This window comes from Rhizobium etli 8C-3, assembly GCF_001908375.1.
Lineage (GTDB): Bacteria > Pseudomonadota > Alphaproteobacteria > Rhizobiales > Rhizobiaceae > Rhizobium > Rhizobium etli_B.
The window spans coordinates 1,715,288-1,735,128 of sequence record NZ_CP017241.1; the positions used below are offsets into that span (position 1 = coordinate 1,715,288).

Here is a 19,841-nt window from a genome sequence, read left to right on the forward strand (position 1 = left end):
CCTCACAGGATCATGGATTCGAGTTCAGCGAACGTCAGAGCGACCACGCCGGCCGGCGCTTGCTTGGAATGGCCAGTTTCGAGCGCGGCCGCGTACGGGACGTTGTTGGAGATGTAGATAGCCTGGTCCGGTCCGGCCGATGCGATCAATGCGGCGCCCTTGGCTATGACGCTTCCGCCGGATTTGTCCGTTTCTGCTGTGACCGAATAATCGATCCGATTGACTGCCACGTTCCAGTTGCCACGGAACCGGCCAGTGTCGACGGGGGATTTCATCACCACCCCGCGCAGCGCATGCAAGGCGAGTTTCTGAACGACCGGTTTCACCATCTCCTCGGGGATGGAGTCGACGAATTTCCGAAGATCGAGCGCAAAATTGAACGCGTCGGCCATCGTCACCCCTTTCTATCGTGTAGGACGGCGAGTGCCTGTCGAAAGTCTCGAAAAAGGACATCGAGGATAGCAAGGGCATGCTCGCCGACGTCACGCACCGCCAGATGATCCTCAGCAGGCCACGGCCGGTTGCGGAATGCCGCAAGCATCGTTTCGATCTCTGCTTTTCTGCCACGGTAAAGCTTCACCAGTTCCGCCCGTGCAAGCCGATAGCCGCCGTCGCAAGTCAACAGATCGTGCGCGGCGATGCCAAAGGCCGCGACGCTATCCTTGAAGGTCGCCGCCGCGGTGATAGCATCGAAAGCTGCGCCCCCCGCCGCTGTGACGCCACGGTGCCCGGTTCCTTCACCATGGAGCGGTAGGGGTCGCATTTCGTCAGGCCGCCTTGGCCGAAGCGTTAGATTCGATGCGCGAAACCCGCAGAATTTCGCGGGCGAAAGCGCGAGCCCTTTCAAAGGCTTCACGCTCGCCGGCGCCGCTCTGGCCCGCACGCTCGATGTTCGCCACCTTCTCGAGATAGCGGTCGAAATGACTGTCGATCCGGTTTGCGATCTCGACCGTCGGCAGAGTGGTGTTTGCGATGTCCTCCAGAGCGGCCCGCAAAAGCCCTCTGGCGAGGTCCGTAAGTTCGATGGTGCTCGTGTCCATATTCCTATCCATCCCGTTAGGCGGCCTTGCCGCCGAGTTTTTCAATCGCGTCGCGGAAGGCGCGGTCATCAGAGCGCTTGTGCTCAATCTTGACAGCCTCCAGCAGTTGTTCCTGCTCGTTGAGGTTCATGGCCTTCACGCTCGACATGATCGAATCGAAGTCGAGGAGTTTGGGCTGAGGCTTGGTCGCCCGAATCTCCGCAAGACGATCGATCTCGTCCTCGACGTCACGGAACTCCGCATTGAAATCGTGGTCGGTCATACCCAGCGCGTCTCGGACGTCGGAGCGGGCGCCATCAACCGCCTGTTCGACTGTCTTCACGCACTCGTCCAGCTCGTTCAATGCCTCGATTTCGTCACCATAGCGTTGCTCAATGAGCTTCTGCACAAGGTCATCGCGGGTCGACGGCAGCAAGCCCGTCAGTTCCACGGGCACGGATATCGCGGCTTCCACGATGAAGGGGTCACTGGAGCGCCTTACAGCGCTCGTGCGCTCATCCGGTGCCAGGGTGCGAAGCCACGCCCGTACCTCCTGGCGCCGCATTTCACTGACGATGTCTTTGGGATCATGGTCGTATGGCTTCATTGCCGCACGGCGAGATTCGACCTCTCTCCGAAACTGCCGGACCTTCTCGGCCGCTGCGGTTCGGATCGCTGGGATGGTTTCGGTTCGCACCACTCCCTTCAGCTCGTCGGCAAGGCCGGAGGGCGTGTACTTTCCCTTCCGGTTCAGATCGTCACGCTTCGCCTTCAGGCTATCCGCCGCGTCCTGAATATCGCTGTAGAGCTGCCGCAGCGTGGTGAATGGGCCGCTCTCGCCAGGATCGCGCCACTGCGGCATCCATACACCTATCCACTTGCCCTTGTCGGATCGCCCTTTGCCAGGGAATTTAGAATCAGCGTTATGCATCGCTCTTGTCTCCAAGCTTGAGGTCGCCGCGGACGCTCTTTCGCGCCTGGGCAAGGTTTTGCGATTGATGCGACATGTCGGTCGGTTTCGTGTCGGGCTGCCGGCCGAACTTGCTCATGTCGACGGTGACGCCGAGTTTTACTGTCGTGGTGTGCGAGGGCTTCATTGGTGAGATCCTTTCAAATCCTGAGGGTTTCATCGGCCGTATCCACGCCCGCCGGTCTCAAGTGCCTCCCAGAGTTCCATCGTGACCACGGTGTTGACCGGCTTCACGGACGCATTGAGAGCGCCGGCCACCGCGTTCGCCAGGTCGTCATGGCCGCCAGGGGCGTGGTCGATGCTTTCCTTGCCGCCGCGGCTGACACGGCGCTCCAGGTTTACGATCTGGTTGACGAGGCGATTATCGTCGAGAAGATCGACGGTGCCGCTGTTCAGCATCGGCAAGAGGTCACGATAGAGGTCTGACCGGATCTTCTCCGATAGCTTGTAAGAGATACCCCTCTTGCGGAACTGTTCGCGAGGCCATTCGCCGGCATAGCGGTCGCCTTCGACTTCATGGATACCGTAGCTGGCCAACGTCTTGGCAAAGTCGTCGACAACAGCTTCTGGGCTGAATGGTGGCTTGATCTCGCGCGTGCAGTCGAGAACAACGCGCCGGCCCTCGCTGTGACTGATTGCCAGCGTCATGGAGTCGTTGCTGCCGCCGCTCGGGTCGACAAAGCCGCGGTAGCGGACACCGGATATACGGGGACGCTCATAAACGCCGGTAGTGACGCAGGCCTCGACGACTTCAAGGCTGACGAAGTCCTCGATATCGGAGCGGAACTCAGCCATGTATTCGGCCGATGCCGAGGACTGGTCACGCTCGAGCGCACGGTCGACGACCGATTGCGGTATTGTTGGGTTCATCTCTCGCGTGGCGGCTCGCCAGACGAGCGGAGCGTCATCCTTGCTCCAAAACCGCTTGAAGGCATCCCACAGCGCGCCACGGCGCGCATGAGGCGAAGAGGCACACAGCAGCATCGAAGTCGGGATGGAAGCCATACCGGGCCGGATCGCGTCCAGGATCGCGTAATCGGGCTCTGCCGCGTCATCCGTCCGCCAGAAGGCGAGCTCGTCGCACAAGACGGCGGCATAGGTGTAGCCGCGCGTCGACCGAAACGAAGCCGTCCCCACCTCAATGGTCGTGCTGTTGTCGAGATCGAAGGAATCGGCCGTGTCGCGTTCCACCATGTCCTTGAGCAACGGGATGTTGTCGAGCATCGCTCGAACATAACGAAGGATCACACGCGCCTGCCGGCGATCGGTCGCTATAACCAGGACCGTGGCGCGTTCGCCCGGTGCCAGATACTGCCGATAGTCGAAGAAGCAGGCCAGGAAGACCGCGATAAGGGCCATTGTGAAGGATTTTCCACCACGGCGACCGATGACAAGCCAGGCCTCCCGTTGCGCTTCTGTAGGCGCTTCCTGGCGGCCCGTATGCTTCTGATAAAGCTCGAGCTGCTCGTCAGTCATCGGTAGGCCGAACAACGCAGCCAGGAAGGCAAACCACGCGACATAGGTGTCTCGGTTCTTGAACCAAGGCGCAAAGATCTCGGGATGTGCGCAGGCCTGAAGGATGTTCATGCAGCGGCGCTCTCAGCGAGGAGATCCTGAAGGCTACGCTTGGGCCTGCTCTTGGGCTGATCGGCTCCCAGATCGCGCATGATCCGGGTGAGCGCATTCGACCACGCGAGGTATTGCCGGCTGTCACGCTCAGACAGAGGGCCACCGTCGTCCAGCGTCTTAGCATCCATCAGGGACACATGAAGCTGAAGCCACGCGGCACGATCGATAAGGGCTTTCTGGGTGGCTGTAGGCCTTCCGCCGATGTGCGCCGTGAGATCGTCTCGCACGGTTTGCATCAGCCGTGCTTCTCGCGTGCGTCCGTCCAGCTTCGCCAGCACATTAGGGCGGGAATACGGGCCTATGTCAGGCATAAGGTTCCATCTCCGGGCCATGGGCGTCATCACGACGGCCAATCACTGCATCTTGTGGATGCCCTTACTATCTACCCTGTATCTGGGGGATATTCAAGAACGTTTGCGGAACATGCTGGAGCGGCCTACACGCGAGACCGCTCGATCACCCGGCTGACCTGCATCGCGGTCCACTTGCCACCGCGTGAGGTCGCTATCCCCATCACGTCCAGGGTGCGGGCGATGTTCGAAAGAGAAGAGCCGCCTTCCTTCATAGGGGCAATCAGCTTCATGACCTTGGCGGCCTCTGTGTCTGCTTTGGCTTGTACGGCTGCGTTGCGCTTCATGGTGGCGTCACGCATACCCCCGAGCTTCACGCCACGTTCCTTGGCCATCCTGAGGGCTGCCTTGGTGCGCTCGGATATGAAGGTACGCTCTTGCTCTGCCAAGGCCGCGTAGATGTGCAGGCTGAACTTGTCGGCGTTCGGCATGCAGGCCACCCGGAGTTTCACCTTCTTGTCGTCCATCAGCGCGGCAATGAAAGATACACGGCGGCTCAAGCGATCGAGCTTGGCGACCAGCAGCTCGGCGCCGGTCTTGCGCACCAAGGAAAGGGCCTTCTCCAACTCCGGCCGGCCATTGTCGCCACCGCTCTGCACGTCCTGAAAGCGGCCGATCACCTCGAAAGGCACGTCGCTGAACTTGTCGAGGAAGATCTCGATATCGCGATCCTGGGCCTCCAAGCCGAGGCCAGACTTCCCCTGATCCTCAGTCGAAACGCGGGTGTAGACGACATATCTCAGCATGGCTTTCCCTCCTGCCTTTGCTGGATATTCTCACATCCTTATCAAATGTCAACGAACGTTGAGGCTGTTAAAGCATTGATATTGTACAAGCGATGGAAACATAGAGTTGCAATTTCGGCCTTTTCGCCTCAACGGCATTGCAAACCATTATCGGCTTTGATTGGATCGCTCTGACCAACGAGGGAGAGGAAGATGGAAATCAATTCAAGCGCTGTGACCAAAAGCCTGGTGGACACGAAGCCTGGGGAACTAATCGTCTTCAGGATGGGAGAATTCCGTGGGTATTGCATCGTCCTAGGGCACGAACCGCCGTACACAGTCCTTGGGGCATTGGACATTGCCACCCAAGAGAACTCCCGCCCGTTTCACTTCCGACGCAACAACACTAGCCGCTGCGTTTCATACGGCTTGGATTGGTTTGTAAACCCTTCTCCGTCCGCAGAGTTTTGGGCCGGAAATCAGCAGCATCGGTTTACTGCCGGCTGTCTTCATCTAGAGGGCAATCGATGGATGGTCTGCTTTGACTCCAGCGACCGAGAATACACCGAATTGCATTTTGATCTTTTGAACCTTGATATCTGCGCCAGCCCTGCGAACGAGGCTGCCCCTGTGTTGAATTGGGCGATCTGGGAGAGCAGAGACGAATTCGAACGAGAAGCCGATCCGTTGGTCACTGTAACCGCCGCACAGGGCTAGCCAAGGAACGGACTGATGGCGCGGCACGGAATGACATGGGACGATATCAAACACCTTGAGGTCGACGACGACGGGCGGCTTTATTGGAAGGGCGAGGCCGTCATCCTCGAGAAGCGGCTACGGCTGGAAAAATACCAAATCGTCCTGGCCACGCTTGCCACTGCCGGCGCCGTGCTTTCCGGCGTTCACCCGTTCGGGTCTAGTTTCGGTTGGTGGTAGATAAGATACAAGAAACCCCGCCACGCTTGTTATCGCCTTGGCGGGGTCTGCCTCTGGTGAGGTCTTGAGGCTGAACGGCTCTCACCGCCAGCGATCAACCCGAATATGGGTATTCTTCCGTTAAGGTCAAGTTAAATTCCGAGCCCAGCACGCACGCCGATCAGAATTCTCTCGAACGTTTCCTCGTCGACACGCCTCGTAAGATACTTTCGCTTTCCGTTCGGATCTCGACCGGTCCGAAAGAGATCAAGTCGGCTGAAACACACGGTAGCGATCATGTCGCATTTCGCCCACATCACAGGCGAATCAAAAGGCGCCGGCAGGACAGGGTCTAACCTGAACTCCACCACATAGGTCAACAGGCGCTCTGGGGGCTTCGTTGACAGAGGAACCACTGCGTGCAGCCCATCGCGATGGGGAAGGCGTGGGGAAACCACTATCGCCGGCCGGCGCTTCACCATCTCCGGCTCAACAAACCCGCCAAGGCCATAATCACACAGCAGTAAAGTCCCAGGCGCAACTGAGTATCGAATCGACATCCCGAACTCTAATCAGCTTCCGAACAACTCACCAACTCAACCGACCGTTATCTACCCAGGTTTGTCGAGTTGTCCCCAAGCGCGAAGTCCTCCGGCTTTCCGCACAGGTTCTCCTCGAGCCATTCCCGATATCGATCGAGGGCAGGGCTGATGTCCTCGCCCGTAGACAGCCTGAATGCCTCCTGCGTGGGCTGGTGAAGGATTGCCCAGGCGAGGGCGGCGCGATGCTGCTCGTTCATGCTGCGCCCCTCGGGTCATGACTGCCGGCATCCGGGCGCTGATATGACAGTCGGATTACCTCTTGCTCGACCTTGGCCCAGAAGGCGTCGATTTGGCGCTCGCGCTCCTCTGGTGAAAGCCCCAGTCGGTCGAGATGCGCGACTAGCCCGTCTGTGACCTGCTTCAGGTAATATTCCGCATGGCGATCCGTGGCCTTGTCGTGCAGCTTTCGGGCAACGTCGCGGATCTTACCGACCCGGTTGATCAGCGGGAAGGCTATGATCTTGATAGGCGGCTGCCAGGCGAAGAGGGGAAGGTCTTTGCTGTCGATCATTGACCCCTCCCACCGTAGATATAAGAGATAGTAGTAGAAAGGGAACCAACACAATTGCAGGAAAGGGAACCGACACGAACCACTTTCGAGCCGGAAAGGGAACCGATACGATGCAGGAAAGGGAACTGGGATGCTATGGACACGCTGCAGCCCTCCTCTCGGCTTTTACTGCTTTGGCTTCTAACACGCGGTAGGTGCCGACAAGCGCAATGGCTCGCTCTTCGGTGACACATTTCCATTCGTCGGTTGGGTTTTGCTTCCCCTTCGCCGGCACGTAGGTTAGCCGGTAGCAATTGGCTGGCCGTATGTCCCCTTGGATAATTCGCTCTTCCCTGATCACCTGGAGGAGGCCAAGTTCCTCGCCCAGCTTCAACGTCGAGCGTATGGACTTCTTCGACATGCCGTATGCGACGAACTGAGGATACGAGACGTAGAGCTCGCCGTTGTTCTGGCCGCCGTGTCGAAGGTGTTCGATTTCCAAACGCTCTATCAGGCGCAATAGCGGCCGCGGAGCGCGTTGCCAGGCGGGGCTGATCAGCATCTCAAGTCGGCGAGGGATGAAGGAATCCATCCACTTACGCTTCTTCTCGCCAGATCTTCCGGCTGTGCGGCTTTTGTCGCGAAGGTTGAGTTCCGCCATCTAGCCGAAAGCTTTCCTGTTCACGCGAAACCGCTGGGCCATCGCGCACGCCTCCGTCGCCTCAAGCGTAGACAGAGAGAAGCGCGATCGCAATGCCGGGATGATCGGCCGCGGCGGATCTTTTTCATCGGCCAACCACTGGGCGGCTTGCATGACGCTGTCGTTGTTCTCGTGATCGGCGCCAGTCATGCGGCGGTCTCCATGAAGAACGCCAACAGCTTGTTACGTTCGGCAACCCAGCGACCGCCGACCTTCTTTGCGGGCAATTCCCCAGTATCGAGCATGTGGAACGTCGCACGAGGCGATCTGCCGATTAGCTTTGCTATCTCTGCAGCGCCCCAGATCAAATCCATGGAGCCTGTCGTACTTTTCTGCATTTCCGTCATTCGCTAGTTACCTCTTGCACATATCCAACGGATAAAGATATCCAATGGATAATGCTTGACGTCAAGGGGTAAATTATCCATTGGATAGTGAAGCCAAGGGAATTGAAGGTAATGACCGAAAATCGCGCTAAATCTGACCAGTACCTTTTGCGGCTGCCGCCGGGTCTTCGCGATGCATTGAAGGAGTCTGCGGACATTCACGCTCGATCTCTGAATGCTGAGATCGTTGAGCGGCTCGAACAGTATCCTCGGCTCCACCGACTGCAGGGTGATATTTCGTATCTGAAGATGGAGAATAAGCGACTGAGCGCGGAGTTAGCAGCGGCGAAAGACGCTATGACCGAGCAGAAGAAAGTATCTGCGATGTTGCAGCATCTTATCCACACGAGATCCGAAGAAGCTCATGAGGAAGAAAAGACAGTGAGCGCAATCGAAAATCGGTTCACTGAGTTGAAAGAACAGGCCGCGTACCTCGAAAAATTAAAGTCCGAGCTGTTGCATTCAGCGCATCGCAGTTCCGAGCCCAAAATCAGCGACATTCCGCTTTCTTCGGAGCTTTTCGACAAGTTGTTTGGAGACATGCGCGACCGGCTGGATCGCATTGAACGAAAAGTTGACGGACGTTCCGGGTCGGAGGATTAACCATGTCAGTCCGCAAGCGAGAATGGACTACCCCGAAGGGCGTCGAGAAATCCGCCTGGGTCGTCGATTATGTCGACGGCCAAGGCACGCGTCGACTGAAAACCTTCGCGAAGAAGAAGGAAGCCGACCAGTTCGCCGCTACGGCCTCTGTCGAGGTGAGGGAAGGCGTTCACGTCGCGGACAGTGCCAGCGTCACCGTTGAGAAGGCTGGCAAACTCTGGATCGCATCTGGCGAGACAGCCGGCCTTGAGCGTTCGACGATCGACCAGCGCAAGAGCCACCTCGAGCATCACATCAAGCCGATCATCGGCAGTGTGCTGTTATCCAAGCTGACGGTTCCTGGAGTGCGCGACTTCGAGGATAAGCTCCGCAAAGAAGGCCGATCGCCAGCGATGACCAAGAAGGTTATCACCTCGCTCGGTTCGATCTTCGCTGACGCCAATGAGCGAGGGCTGGCAACGCGTAATCCGGTACGCGATATCCGCGGCGGGAGGAAAGGCCGTGAGAGACGCGCCGAGAAGCGTCAGAAGGGCCGCGTAGAGGTCGGGGTAGACATTCCGACCCGTGACGAGATCAAGGCGCTTGTCGCCGTTCTGGAGGGCAACTGGAGACCGTTGCTCATCACGCTGATATTCACCGGCATGAGATCGTCCGAGCTGCGTGCTCTGCGCTGGCAGGATGTGGATTTCAAGCGAGGCGAGATTACTGTCCGCCAGCGTGTCGACCAATACAAGGAACTCGGGCCGCCCAAGTCCGAGGCTGGCGTCCGAACGATCCCCGTTCCGCCTCTGGTGATCAATGCGCTCAAGGAGCTGAAGCTCAAACAGTCCAATCAGGCCGGCGTCGTATTTGCCAATCCCGACGGCGATTCCCGATCGCATTCCAATGTCGTCACCAAGGGGCTTCAGCCGGCGATGGTAAGGGCAGGGGTGACGATCGACACCGGGGAACTCGACAAGAAGGGAAATCCGATCCTCAAGGCCAAATACACCGGCCTGCACGCGTTGCGCCACTTCTACGCAAGCTGGCTTATCAACCGAAAAGACGATGGCGGGCTAGGGCTGCCGGCGAAGATGGTGCAGGAGCGGCTTGGACATGCATCGATCGTCATGACGATGGACGTCTATGGCCATCTGTTCCCACGGGCTGATGACGGGACAGAACTAGCACATGCCGCGAACATACTGCTCACCTGACTGCAACATGGATGCGACACGGGAGCAAAAAGCCTTTTAAAAACAATCATGGAGAAAAGTCTGCAAATCCTTGTACCCCGGTTCAATTCCGGGCGAGGCCTCCAAACTTCTCAATCCTTTGGTACTTTGCAGCTATAAAATGTCCGAAAGTGTCTTGGCAGCTTGGCAACCTTTTGCCGCGAGCGACTGGTAGGGTTCAGTGGTGGACGCATTGGCCGCGTCTAATTTCATCCCGATTTTTGGCTCTGGCGTACCTTGCGATCATGCCGGCCGGGCACCTTTTGTCATCGTAGAGAACGGCTTCGCCTGGAGCCAGTGATGAAACGGTCGGTTTTTGCTTTACGACCTTCATTGCAGCCTCTGTCGGCGCGAAGCCAGCCAGGAACAGAACTGCAGATGCGCAAAGCATGTTTATCGTGCGTCTCATTGTCACTCGATCTATTCGTTAATTGTATAGATAGATATAGTGGATTGGACTCGATGGAAACTTCGCAATCGGATTAGCCCGAACGGAGCTAGTGGGCGGACGCATCCGGCGCATACCAAGCAATTATTTGACAGATAAATATAATTTTGGAGAATGAGCGAACCTCTCCAGGAGTAAATCTCCAAGGCAAAAGCCTGGCGCTGCGGTCGGGCCGAATTGCTCTTATCAGTCCCGCTGTGATCCGATATGCCGGCCATTGAACAGGAAATTCGACAAGACGCGCGCATTCCGGCCGGCTATAGCGTTCGGGAGCTTCTGGCATCACCGCTGTTTGCCATGTCGCTGACGGAGGCGGCCAGCCGCCTCATTGGCATCTATCATGAGGCGCCGCGCGCGGTGCGCTATACGTCCGATCTGCGCCGTTGGCTCGTCGCCCAGGCGGCGCTCGCCTTCTATTTCGAGCGTCGGACGGATGCGAGCCGCGAGGATCTGACGGTGACGCGTCTTACCGAGTTCACGCCGCTTCACAGATTCGCGAGCAGGAATACGATCGCTTCCTATATAGCGCAGATGCGCCAGTACAAGCTTTTCACCGAACGCGAGAGCCACGACAAGAGACTGCGGCCGCTGGCGCTTTCCGAAGCGGCCGAGCATCTTATCCGCAACTGGTTCGACAGCCACATGGCATCGCTGGACAGGTTGGACGGGGGTGAGCGGCTTGCTCTTTCCCGGGCCGACCCACGGCTGCTTTATTATTCCCAGCCGCCCGCTGCTCGCGCACTCATCGCCGATTCGCGCTGGAACGATCCGCCGGAAAGCGTGAAGACCTTCACCTTTACCAATCTCGGCAGCAATGTGATCCATGACCTGGTGGCCCGTTTTCCCTCGGCCAATGCGCTTTCGGAGCGCTGCTATATCGGTGAACTGAGGCCGGCAGATCTTGCAAGCCGCTACCACGTTTCGCGCACGCAGATCGTGCGGGTGCTGAACCGTGCGAGAGCTCTCGGCGACATCGGCTGGGATGGATCGCAATATAGCGAGGGATTCTGGATTTCCGCCCGCCTGATCGAAGATTACCGGAGATGGCAGGCCGTCAAGTTTGAAGCGCTGTCGAGGTCGATGAGCGAGGCTTGTGCGATGATATACGCATAAGTTGGACGGGCGCGCATCCACTTCGCTCTGGGCGCTATCGTGTCGTTTCGCTATCCAGCAGGCCGCAGCAGAATATGGCGATGAGTGCTGCGATGATGAAGAAGTCGAACAGCGTGAGATACTCGAAAAGGGCAGACATGGACTGCATCTCCTCCATTTTCCTCCGGTTTTAAGAATATCACACCCGCCTCTTTGTTCCAAACAGCAGTCGCAGTCCCGGCCGCGCCGAACGACAGCGGCTCAAGCGGGAGGATTCTTCCCGCAGTTGCTTACTGTGCCTTGAAAGCGCGAGCCGCGGAGATTAAGAGGACGGGTGACAATGCCGCGTTCAACGGGCGAGAGGATATGATGGATTTCGAAGCAGCACGCGCAAAGATGGTCGACAACCAGATCCGTACGACGGACGTCACGTCGCATTCCGTGCTGACAGCCTTCCTGACGGTGCCGCGCGAGGCCTTCGTACCGGAGAAGTCCAAGGCTCTGGCCTATATCGACAACGATGTCGAAATCTCACCGGCATCGGAGGGCAAGCCGGCGCGCTTCCTGATGGAAGCTTCACCGCTGGCAAAGCTGCTGCAACTCGCTGCCATTACTACGGACGATGCGGTCCTCGAGGTCGGCTGCGGGACGGGCTACACGTCGGCTCTTCTGGCCATGCTTGCCGGTTCGGTCGTTGCCCTTGAATGCGACGAAGCGCTTGCAGCCGAAGCAAAGAAGAATCTTTCCAGCTACGCCAACGTTTCCGTCGTCACAGGCGCGCTGGAGCAGGGCAACAGCGCCAGTGCGCCTTACGATCTGATCTTCGTCAATGGCTCCGTCGAGGAGGTCCCCGCTGCCCTTCTCGACCAGCTCGCCGAGGGCGGCCGTCTTGTCACCGTCCAGGGTTACGGCAACGCCGCCCGCGCTAAGGTGTTCTTCAGCGAAAACGGCGCGGTTTCGGAAAATGTGTTCTTCAATGCTTCGGTCAAGCCGTTGCCGGGCTTTGCCAAGGTTCGAGAGTTCGTCTTCTGATCGTAGCTTCAGGATCTTGCGAAATGGGGCGCCTCGGGGCGCCCGTTTTGTTTTAGGCCTGTCGCAAAAGCGTCAGCGGTGACGGCCTAGACTGCAGCAACAAAACTGTGCACGGGCCCATTCATTTGATTCTCGCTGATTTTTTTCATGTCTGGGGTATTCTAAGGTCTGGGTGATTCGGATGCCCACTCCACGCAATCCGATCGTTGTTGCAGGGATAACGGGGATAAATATGGCTCAGCCAGGCGTAGTGCGTGAACCGTCCATGGAAGAGATTCTGGCGTCGATCCGCCAGATCATCGAGAGCAATGAGCCGGGCGCGGGCAGGGCGATCTCGTCATCCCTGCCGCCTGTCTACGGCGCCGATGACGAAAAGAGCGATTCCAACATTCATCTGACGGTGGACGAAACTTATGCTGACGTCGAGTTCCCCGAGCCTATGATGCTGTCTGACCCGCGTTTCGTTGCGGCGAATTCGGCAGGCAGCCGCGAAGCGGAAGCGCCGGCGCGGGCGATGTCGCTTGCCGATGTGGCTGCACGCGTTCGTGCCGCCTCGGAGCGTTCGGCACCGCAGCCGCAGCACGAAGCACCGGTCTTTCGTCAGCCGGAACCTGCCGGACACTTCGAGCAGGAAGCCCGCCATCCGGTCGAAGCCGTTCCAGCATCTTTTAGTGCTCCGCCGCCAGCCGCAATGCCAGCACCGGCCGTTGAGCAGGCACAACGAGTTGACGTGCCGCAGCCAGCCCTTGCAGAACCGGCGCCGCAGGCTGCCGTCGCGCCGGCGGCCGAAGCTGAAGAAGACAGTCTCCTGAACGGCGCGGAAGAAACCCAGACGCTGATTTCGCAGAGCGCCGGCCTGCAGGTTGCACGTTCGTTCGATGAGCTTGCGCTTGCGATCGATGGCGCCGAGCGCCGCTCGCTGGACGAGATTGCCGAGGACATGCTGCGCCCGATGCTGCGCGAGTGGCTGGACGACAACCTGCCGACGCTTGTCGAACGGCTGGTGCGCGAAGAAATCGAGCGCGTGGCGCGCGGCCCGCGCCGCTGACCGGGACCGCTTTTGTCGAACAAGCCGCTCCGGTCTCCGGGGCGGCTTTTATATTGACTTGCCGTCGGCCATCCTATTTACAACCCCCATCCTAAAACCCCGAAGTTTGGTCATAAAATGCTCGACAAGACCTATGATTCCGCTGCAGTCGAACCGAAGATCGCTGCGAAATGGGATGACGCCGATGCGTTTCGCGCGGGCGCCAACAAGAAGCCCGGCGCCGAGACCTTCACGATCGTCATCCCGCCGCCGAACGTGACCGGATCGCTGCACATGGGTCATGCGCTGAACAACACGCTGCAGGACATCATGATCCGCTTTGAGCGCATGCGCGGCAAGGACGTGCTCTGGCAGCCGGGCATGGACCATGCTGGCATCGCCACACAGATGGTTGTCGAGCGCAAGCTGATGGAACAGCAGCTGCCCGGCCGCCGCGAGATGGGCCGCGACGCGTTCATTGAGAAGGTCTGGGAGTGGAAGGCAGAATCGGGCGGCCTGATCTTCAACCAGCTGAAGCGCCTAGGTGCTTCCTGCGATTGGTCGCGCGAACGGTTCACGATGGATGACGGCCTCTCGGAGGCTGTCCTCGAGGTTTTCGTTACGCTCTACAAAGAGGGTCTGATCTACAAGGACAAACGCCTCGTCAACTGGGACCCGAAGCTTCTGACGGCGATCTCCGACATGGAAGTCGAGCAGGTTGAGGTCAAAGGCAATCTCTGGCATTTGCGCTATCCGCTCGAAGACGGCGTCACCTATCAGCATCCCGTTGCCTTTGACGAGGAGGGGAAGCCCACGGAATTCGAAACGCGCGACTACCTGGTCGTTGCGACCACGCGGCCCGAGACCATGCTCGGCGATACTGGCGTCGCGGTGAATCCCGACGACGAGCGCTACAAATCGATCATCGGCAAACACGTCATTCTACCGATCGTCGGCCGCAAGATCCCGATCGTTGCCGACAACTACGCCGATCCGACGGCCGGCACCGGCGCCGTCAAAGTCACCCCTGCACACGACTTCAACGACTTCGACGTTGCCAGGCGCACGGGCCTGCGCGCCATCAACGTGCTCAATACAGATGCTTCGGTTACCATCAAGGACAACGAAGACTTTCTGGAAGGTCTCGACCATCCGGCCGCCTTGCATGGGGCCTGGGACCGGCTGGAAGGCCAGGATCGCTTCACCGCACGCAAGATCATCGTCGAGATATTCGAGGAAGCGGGCTTGCTCGACAAGATCGAGCCGCACATACATACGGTCCCGCACGGCGACCGCGGCGGCGTGCCGATCGAGCCGCGTTTGACCGAACAATGGTGGGTGGACAACAAGACACTTGCAAAGCCCGCCATCGCATCGGTGCGTGAAGGCCGCACCAAATTTGTTCCGAAGAACTGGGAGAACACTTACTTCCAGTGGATGGAGAACATCCAGCCCTGGTGCATTTCCCGCCAGCTCTGGTGGGGCCATCAGATCCCGGCCTGGTACGGTCCGGACGGTCAGGTCTTCGTGGAGAAAACCGAGGAAGAGGCGCTGCAGGCTGCGATCCAGCATTACCTCTCTCACGAAGGCCCGATGAAGGCCTATGTCGAGGATCTCCTGGAAAATTTCAAGCCGGGCGAAATCCTGACGCGCGACGAGGACGTTCTCGACACCTGGTTCTCCTCAGCGCTCTGGCCTTTCTCCACTCTCGGCTGGCCGAAGCAGACGCCAGAACTGGCGCGATACTACCCGACGAACGTCCTTGTTACAGGCTTCGACATCATACCGTTTTGGGTCGTTCGTATGATGCAGATGGGCCTGCACTTCATGAAGGACGAGGACGGCAATCCGGTCGAGCCCTTCCATACCATCTATATCCACGCGCTCGTCCGCGACAAGAACGGCCAGAAGATGTCGAAGTCGAAGGGCAACGTCATCGATCCTCTCGAGTTGATGGACGAATACGGCGCCGACGCATTGCGCTTCACGCTGGCGATCATGGCTGCACAGGGTCGCGATGTTAAGCTCGATCCGGCCCGTATCGCTGGTTACCGGAATTTCGGCACCAAGCTTTGGAACGCCACCCGCTTTGCCGAAATGAACGGCGTCAAAAGCGATCCGAACTTCGTTCCGGAGGCGACGGGGCTGACGATCAACCGTTGGATCCTGACGGAGCTTGCCCGTACGGAACGTGATGTAACAGAAGCAATCGAATCCTATCGCTTCAATGATGCGGCCGGGGTGCTTTACCGGTTCGTCTGGAATCAGGTCTGCGATTGGTATCTGGAACTGCTGAAGCCGGTCTTCAGCGGGGAAGACGAGGGCGCGAAGAAGGAGGCTCAGGCCTGCAGCGCCTATGTTCTCGAAGAGATCTACAAGCTGCTGCATCCGTTCATGCCGTTCATGACCGAGGAGCTTTGGGCGCATACCGCAGGCGAGGGTGTCGAGCGCGACACGCTGATCTGCCATGCCGAATGGCCGGCGCCGTCCTATGCTGACAATGCTGCGGCCGACGAGATCAACTGGCTGATCGACCTCGTCTCCGGAATCCGCTCGGTTCGCGCCGAAATGAACGTCCCGCCGTCGGCGACTGCGCCGCTCGTGGTCGTCAAGGCCAACAATCTGACGCGCGAACGGCTAGCGCGCCATGAGGCGGCGATCAAGCGCCTTGCTCGTGTCGAAGCGATTTCGCTTGCCGATAGCGCCCCCAAGGGGGCGGCGCAGATTGTCGTTTCCGAAGCGACCGTCTGCCTTCCGCTCGGCACCCTGATCGACCTTTCGGTTGAAAGAACTCGCTTGGAAAAGGCAATCAACAAGACCGAAGGAGAGATCGCGCGCATCAACGGCAAGCTTTCGAACGAGAAGTTCGTTGCCAATGCCAATCCGGACGTGGTGGAAGCCGAGCGCGAGCGGCTGGCCGAATTCCAGAGCCAGATCGCAAGCCTCAAGGTAGCGCTGTCACGCGTCAGCGAGGCCTGAGCCGCTCTTGATCGCGTAATACTTTAAGGCGTCCGGCCAGGTCGGACGCCTTAAGACGCCCGTTGGAATGATTCGATCGTACCGGCGGGATATTGCAGTCTGCATTCATACTGTTTTGCGAATTTATGAAATGAAATGCCCTCTTGGGGCGAAAACCACGACTGTTGTCAGATTGATACAGATGGCACGATGTGTGGAATGACCGTCCAAAAATACCCATAAATGATTAGGGTATTAGGATAAAATTTTATGAAGAAAAACTATTGACGTGTCCGTCAATTTCTTACGTCAATTTAACAACTCTCCCGCATTGTGGCTGCAAGAAGGCGCAAGTTGCCATTTATGGCGATCACCTGCACTCTGCCGCCGTTGGAGTGCTTAAGTGGGGGAGACACAGTTGGCATCTCGTATGGTTTTCAGGGGCGTAGCATCGCTCGCCGTCCTTTCGTCCATCGCCTCGCCGTCGTTTGCAGGGGGCCTGGAGCGCGGCGGGTATAATATCGATCTTCTGTTTGATCCTTCGCGCTTCGCAGTCGAATCCACGGCCACTTTCGTGATGCCGCAGCGTAAACTGAAGAACGTAGACGATATCAACCCGTTGAACGGGGATCTGAACGCTATCCCCGGACATTCTACGTCGGCTGACGACAGTGAGAGTTATTGGTCACCTCGCATCGGCGCCAAAGTTGCAATCGGCGATGCCGCAGACTGTATGGCCGATTATTCGCAACCTTACGGCGCTCATGCCAATCCAGGTGCCAACTGGGCGGGTGCGAACGACAACATCGAAACGAAGGTCAACAGCGACAATTATGCTCTAACCTGCTCTTACAGGTTTGACGTGGGACCGGGGCAGTTCCGCATTATTGGGGGCACTAATTATCTCGAAATGGATGGCTTCAAGGAGCGTCTCGTTGTCGCCCCCGAAGTCATCACCGCTTTGACCGGCGGTCTGGCCAGTGGCAGCGGTGTCGGACGTCTGGATCTGGAGGGTGACGGCTGGGGATGGCGCGGCGGCGTGGCCTACGAGATTCCCGAATATGCGTTTCGTGCGAGCCTGATGTACTACAGCGAAGTCAAGTTGGACAGCGTTAGCGGGACTGTGGATCTTACGAATATCCCAGCAATTCTCGACCCTGTCATTGGTGGAGCAGGAACCGTTATTCCTGTTACTGGCTCCACGGCGATGCCTGATGCGCTGGAGTTGAAGGTCCAGTCCGGTATCGCACCGGATTGGCTAGCTTTTGGTTCGGTCAAGTGGACGGATTGGAGCCAGTTGCAGCGTATTCCGTTCTACAATAGCGGCGTCGAAATCACCTCGCTCGATCTGGGGTATCGAGACGGCTGGACGATCACCGGCGGTGTCGGTCACAAGTTCAATGAACAGTGGAGCGGCGCCGTCAGTGTCACTTGGGACCGCGGCACATCTCAGGAATTCGGTTCGCAGACCGACAGTTGGTTGCTTGGCGCCGGCGTTTCCTATTCACCGAACCAGAACGTCGAGTTCCGCCTTGGTGGTGTGCTGGGCATCCTGACGAGCGGGGATTCGTCTCCGACGACGATTGACGGAGTTGGTGTGGGTGATGAGGCGACATACGAGTTCGATAACGATCTGGTGACGGCGCTCTCGACATCGCTCAAAGTAAAATTCTGATCTGCATCAAAGCGTAGAAAAGCCCGGCAACTTTACAGGGCTCAGCCCTTTGAATTTATGATGCGAATGTTGTCGGTGATACCGGATTGCAGGCTTTGAACGCTGACGGGAGGCGGCTGTGGCATTGATGGCGATCTTCCTCTGCTGCGCGGGGAAAGGGCATCAATCCCACCAGCCTTGTGGCGCCTCGCCCAATCCGAAGGGGATCTCGAACAGCGCTGCTGCCTGACGGTGCGACAGTCAATCCTCCCACATCCGTCGAAGTACCAATAGCGTGAGGTCGGTTGTGTAATAATCGATCTTCTGCGCAAGACCCGCACCGCCTGCACACCACGGCTGGAGAACAATTTTGCGCACCGTGCCATGATCAATCCCATAGGCAGCACCAGCGCTCGCGTAGCTCTCATCGCCACCTAGAATGCAACAACGGACTGCTTGAAAGCGGTGCTGTGCTTGGACATAGAAAAACCTCCGAAGTTGGTCTCCAATTTTTAAGGGGTCAATTTAAGAACCCCGGTCTTTTCTTTGCGCCCGCCGTATTAACCTTGCTCCAAGACATCTCATTTTGTGACGATTCAGCAACACATTTTTACGACAGTTCACATATCATAGCGACGGGGCGAATTTGTCCATTTCCCGCCACAAACAGAGCGCAGCGATATTTGCGGGCGAGGGAATGGCAGGCGTAGGGTACGTTTAAGAAGCAAGATGGGTCGAGTTTTTTCCGCGACGGGGAGAGAGCGTATGAGCGCCGGCTTTGATGCCGTTTCTTGTGCGATTCAGCTTTTCCCGCAAGGCGATTCCGCCCAAAATATTCACTTAGAAGTCACGCATTCGAGCTGTCATTTTCACGATGATACGGCGTCCATTGTCGCCGCACGCAGGCACCGCGATCACGCCGGCACCGGTTTGGTCACATTTGGTGTTTACGAATATTCGAATGGCGGAAGAACGCTTGTTCGTTCCGCAGGAATGACGCCGCAGGCATTGCAGGCGGACCAGGCCGGAACTCGGGTGGTCTATGGTGATGCGCAAAAAATTCAGGCTCTTGAAGAAGGGCCGAAGGCTGGATGCGACGCGGGCAAAGGGGCCATTGAGCCCGCCGCGGGATCGCTCGCCTGGAGGAATACGCCGGGAAGCCAGGCAGCTGTCTCTGCTGCCGTGGCGGTCTGCGATGGAAGCGAAAGAAACCGAGTGAAATGCTGACATCCGAGTTCAGACTTTTCAGATCTGCCGTTATGGGGCTGTCTATCGCGCTTTCGGCGGCGATTACCTCCCCGGCCAAGGCATTCGATATCAATGCAGGCGTCACAAAGGAATCCGGTCCCTTTGATCTCTTCAAGTTCGGCTTCAAGGCCTATAAGAGCGGCCAGAAGGAAGAGGCCATCGAAGCCTATAAATACGCTGCCGAAAAGGGCCATACCGGTTCGCGCTGGGCGCTTGCCAATATGTATGCCGACGGCGACGGCGTCGCCCAGGACGATTTCGAAGCCTTCAAGATTTACAGCGAAATCGCGCAGCAGGGCGTGGAGCCCGGCTCCGAGGATACCGGCTTCTTCATCAACGCACTTTTGTCGCTCGCCAACTATTACAAGCATGGCATTCCGGGCAGCCCGGTGCGGACCGATCTCAGCCAGGCCCGCCAGCTCTATTTTCAGGTAGCTTCGACCTTCGGCGTCGCTGAAGCGCAGTTCCAGCTCGCGCAGATGATGCTGTCGGGCGACGGCGGCACGCGCAGTCCGCAACAGGCGAAGAAGTGGCTGAACCAGGCCCGCAAGAGCGGTCACCCCGGCGCCATGTCGGTCTTCGGCAATATCCTCTTCCAGGAGGGCCAGTCGGCGCGCGGCCTGGCACTGATGACTGCGGCGCTCGATCGCTGCAAGCCGAAGGATTGCAGCTGGATGGAATCGCTGCAGGAGCAGGCCTTCTCGGTCGCGACCGAAGGTGATCGCCGCACGGCTGTTTCGCTCTCCCACAAGATCGCGACCGGCAGCGATTAATTCTCG

General features: G+C 58.2%; 26 protein-coding genes. 11 read left to right on the plus strand and 15 right to left on the minus strand.

Annotated elements, in window-relative coordinates; all coding sequences use genetic code 11:
• Positions 1-2: 2 nt before the first annotated feature.
• The 8 genes from AM571_RS08770 to AM571_RS08800 form a co-directional block, all read right to left on the minus strand.
• Positions 3-392, minus strand: a complete 390-nt coding sequence (locus AM571_RS08770; RefSeq protein WP_074061069.1) for a hypothetical protein — start codon at positions 390-392, stop codon at positions 3-5.
• Between the two features lie 2 nt (positions 393-394).
• The gene (locus tag AM571_RS36920) at positions 395-763 is read right to left on the minus strand and encodes a hypothetical protein (RefSeq protein WP_074061070.1); all 369 of its coding nucleotides are present in this window, start codon (positions 761-763) and stop codon (positions 395-397) included.
• Positions 764-767: 4 nt separating this feature from the next.
• Positions 768-1,040, minus strand: coding sequence for a hypothetical protein (locus tag AM571_RS08780; RefSeq protein WP_074061071.1), 273 nt, complete (start codon positions 1,038-1,040; stop codon positions 768-770).
• 16 nt (positions 1,041-1,056) lie between these two features.
• Entirely contained in the window at positions 1,057-1,950 is an 894-nt protein-coding gene (locus AM571_RS08785; protein WP_074061072.1) for a hypothetical protein, read from the minus strand.
• On the minus strand, positions 1,943-2,116 hold the full coding sequence (locus AM571_RS36155) for a hypothetical protein (protein WP_155774429.1): 174 nt from the start codon (positions 2,114-2,116) through the stop codon (positions 1,943-1,945). Before AM571_RS36155 ends, AM571_RS08785 begins: the two co-directional genes overlap by 8 nt.
• A gap of 29 nt (positions 2,117-2,145) precedes the next feature.
• Complete coding sequence (locus AM571_RS08790) at positions 2,146-3,576, minus strand: terminase large subunit domain-containing protein (protein WP_074061073.1); 1,431 nt, start codon at positions 3,574-3,576, stop codon at positions 2,146-2,148.
• Positions 3,573-3,929, minus strand: a complete 357-nt coding sequence (locus tag AM571_RS08795; RefSeq protein WP_074061074.1) for a hypothetical protein — start codon at positions 3,927-3,929, stop codon at positions 3,573-3,575. Before AM571_RS08795 ends, AM571_RS08790 begins: the two co-directional genes overlap by 4 nt.
• 125 nt (positions 3,930-4,054) lie before the next feature.
• Positions 4,055-4,714, minus strand: a complete 660-nt coding sequence (locus tag AM571_RS08800; RefSeq protein ID WP_074061075.1) for a recombinase family protein — start codon at positions 4,712-4,714, stop codon at positions 4,055-4,057.
• A 192-nt stretch (positions 4,715-4,906) separates the two neighbouring features.
• Between AM571_RS08800 and AM571_RS08805 the strand changes: the two genes are divergently transcribed.
• On the plus strand, positions 4,907-5,410 hold the full coding sequence (locus AM571_RS08805) for a hypothetical protein (protein ID WP_074061076.1): 504 nt from the start codon (positions 4,907-4,909) through the stop codon (positions 5,408-5,410).
• A 15-nt stretch (positions 5,411-5,425) separates the two neighbouring features.
• Positions 5,426-5,629, plus strand: coding sequence for a hypothetical protein (locus tag AM571_RS08810; RefSeq protein ID WP_074061077.1), 204 nt, complete (start codon positions 5,426-5,428; stop codon positions 5,627-5,629).
• Positions 5,630-5,760: 131 nt separating this feature from the next.
• On the opposite strand, the gene AM571_RS38330 is transcribed toward AM571_RS08810, so the two are convergent.
• The 6 genes from AM571_RS38330 to AM571_RS08840 form a co-directional block, all read right to left on the minus strand.
• Positions 5,761-6,168, minus strand: a complete 408-nt coding sequence (locus AM571_RS38330) for a type II toxin-antitoxin system PemK/MazF family toxin (RefSeq protein ID WP_074061078.1) — start codon at positions 6,166-6,168, stop codon at positions 5,761-5,763.
• Between the two features lie 47 nt (positions 6,169-6,215).
• Complete coding sequence (locus AM571_RS08820; RefSeq protein ID WP_074061079.1) at positions 6,216-6,407, minus strand: hypothetical protein; 192 nt, start codon at positions 6,405-6,407, stop codon at positions 6,216-6,218.
• Positions 6,404-6,721 carry a DUF6074 family protein gene (locus tag AM571_RS08825; RefSeq protein WP_074061080.1) on the minus strand — a complete coding sequence of 106 codons (318 nt, stop codon included), beginning with the start codon at positions 6,719-6,721 and terminating at the stop codon, positions 6,404-6,406. Before AM571_RS08825 ends, AM571_RS08820 begins: the two co-directional genes overlap by 4 nt.
• A 133-nt stretch (positions 6,722-6,854) precedes the next feature.
• Positions 6,855-7,361, minus strand: coding sequence for a hypothetical protein (locus AM571_RS08830; RefSeq protein ID WP_074061081.1), 507 nt, complete (start codon positions 7,359-7,361; stop codon positions 6,855-6,857).
• Entirely contained in the window at positions 7,362-7,550 is a 189-nt protein-coding gene (locus AM571_RS08835; RefSeq protein ID WP_074061082.1) for a hypothetical protein, read from the minus strand.
• A complete protein-coding gene (locus AM571_RS08840) occupies positions 7,547-7,747 on the minus strand; it encodes a helix-turn-helix domain-containing protein (RefSeq protein WP_237358537.1) in 201 nt (66 codons plus the stop codon). The genes AM571_RS08835 and AM571_RS08840 overlap by 4 nt, the downstream gene beginning before the upstream one ends.
• A 111-nt stretch (positions 7,748-7,858) precedes the next feature.
• On the opposite strand from AM571_RS08840, the gene AM571_RS08845 reads away from it, so the two are divergent.
• Both AM571_RS08845 and AM571_RS08850 read left to right on the plus strand, forming a co-directional pair.
• Entirely contained in the window at positions 7,859-8,389 is a 531-nt protein-coding gene (locus tag AM571_RS08845; protein WP_074061083.1) for an Arc family DNA-binding protein, read from the plus strand.
• A 2-nt stretch (positions 8,390-8,391) separates the two neighbouring features.
• On the plus strand, positions 8,392-9,585 hold the full coding sequence (locus AM571_RS08850) for a tyrosine-type recombinase/integrase (RefSeq protein WP_074061084.1): 1,194 nt from the start codon (positions 8,392-8,394) through the stop codon (positions 9,583-9,585).
• A gap of 196 nt (positions 9,586-9,781) precedes the next feature.
• Here AM571_RS08850 and AM571_RS38140 read toward each other — a convergent pair whose 3' ends face one another.
• Positions 9,782-10,012: a DUF6719 family protein gene (locus AM571_RS38140; protein ID WP_074061085.1), complete on the minus strand. Its 231-nt coding sequence runs from the start codon at positions 10,010-10,012 to the stop codon at positions 9,782-9,784.
• 246 nt (positions 10,013-10,258) lie between these two features.
• Between AM571_RS38140 and AM571_RS08860 the strand changes: the two genes are divergently transcribed.
• The 7 genes from AM571_RS08860 to exoR all read left to right on the plus strand — a co-directional run bounded on the left by AM571_RS08860 (position 10,259) and on the right by exoR (position 19,835).
• Positions 10,259-11,164, plus strand: coding sequence for a hypothetical protein (locus tag AM571_RS08860; RefSeq protein WP_081377050.1), 906 nt, complete (start codon positions 10,259-10,261; stop codon positions 11,162-11,164).
• A 345-nt stretch (positions 11,165-11,509) separates the two neighbouring features.
• A complete protein-coding gene (locus tag AM571_RS08865; RefSeq protein ID WP_196776315.1) occupies positions 11,510-12,175 on the plus strand; it encodes a protein-L-isoaspartate O-methyltransferase family protein in 666 nt (221 codons plus the stop codon).
• A gap of 232 nt (positions 12,176-12,407) precedes the next feature.
• On the plus strand, positions 12,408-13,223 hold the full coding sequence (locus tag AM571_RS08870; RefSeq protein WP_074061086.1) for a PopZ family protein: 816 nt from the start codon (positions 12,408-12,410) through the stop codon (positions 13,221-13,223).
• Between the two features lie 117 nt (positions 13,224-13,340).
• On the plus strand, positions 13,341-16,181 hold the full coding sequence (locus AM571_RS08875; protein WP_074061087.1) for a valine--tRNA ligase: 2,841 nt from the start codon (positions 13,341-13,343) through the stop codon (positions 16,179-16,181).
• Positions 16,182-16,578: 397 nt separating this feature from the next.
• Complete coding sequence (locus tag AM571_RS08880) at positions 16,579-17,835, plus strand: OmpP1/FadL family transporter (RefSeq protein ID WP_074061088.1); 1,257 nt, start codon at positions 16,579-16,581, stop codon at positions 17,833-17,835.
• A gap of 744 nt (positions 17,836-18,579) precedes the next feature.
• On the plus strand, positions 18,580-19,041 hold the full coding sequence (locus tag AM571_RS36925) for a hypothetical protein (protein ID WP_074061089.1): 462 nt from the start codon (positions 18,580-18,582) through the stop codon (positions 19,039-19,041).
• Positions 19,035-19,835 carry an exopolysaccharide production regulator ExoR gene (gene exoR, locus AM571_RS08890; protein ID WP_074061090.1) on the plus strand — a complete coding sequence of 267 codons (801 nt, stop codon included), beginning with the start codon at positions 19,035-19,037 and terminating at the stop codon, positions 19,833-19,835. Before AM571_RS36925 ends, exoR begins: the two co-directional genes overlap by 7 nt.
• The last annotated feature ends 6 nt before the right edge of the window (positions 19,836-19,841 follow it).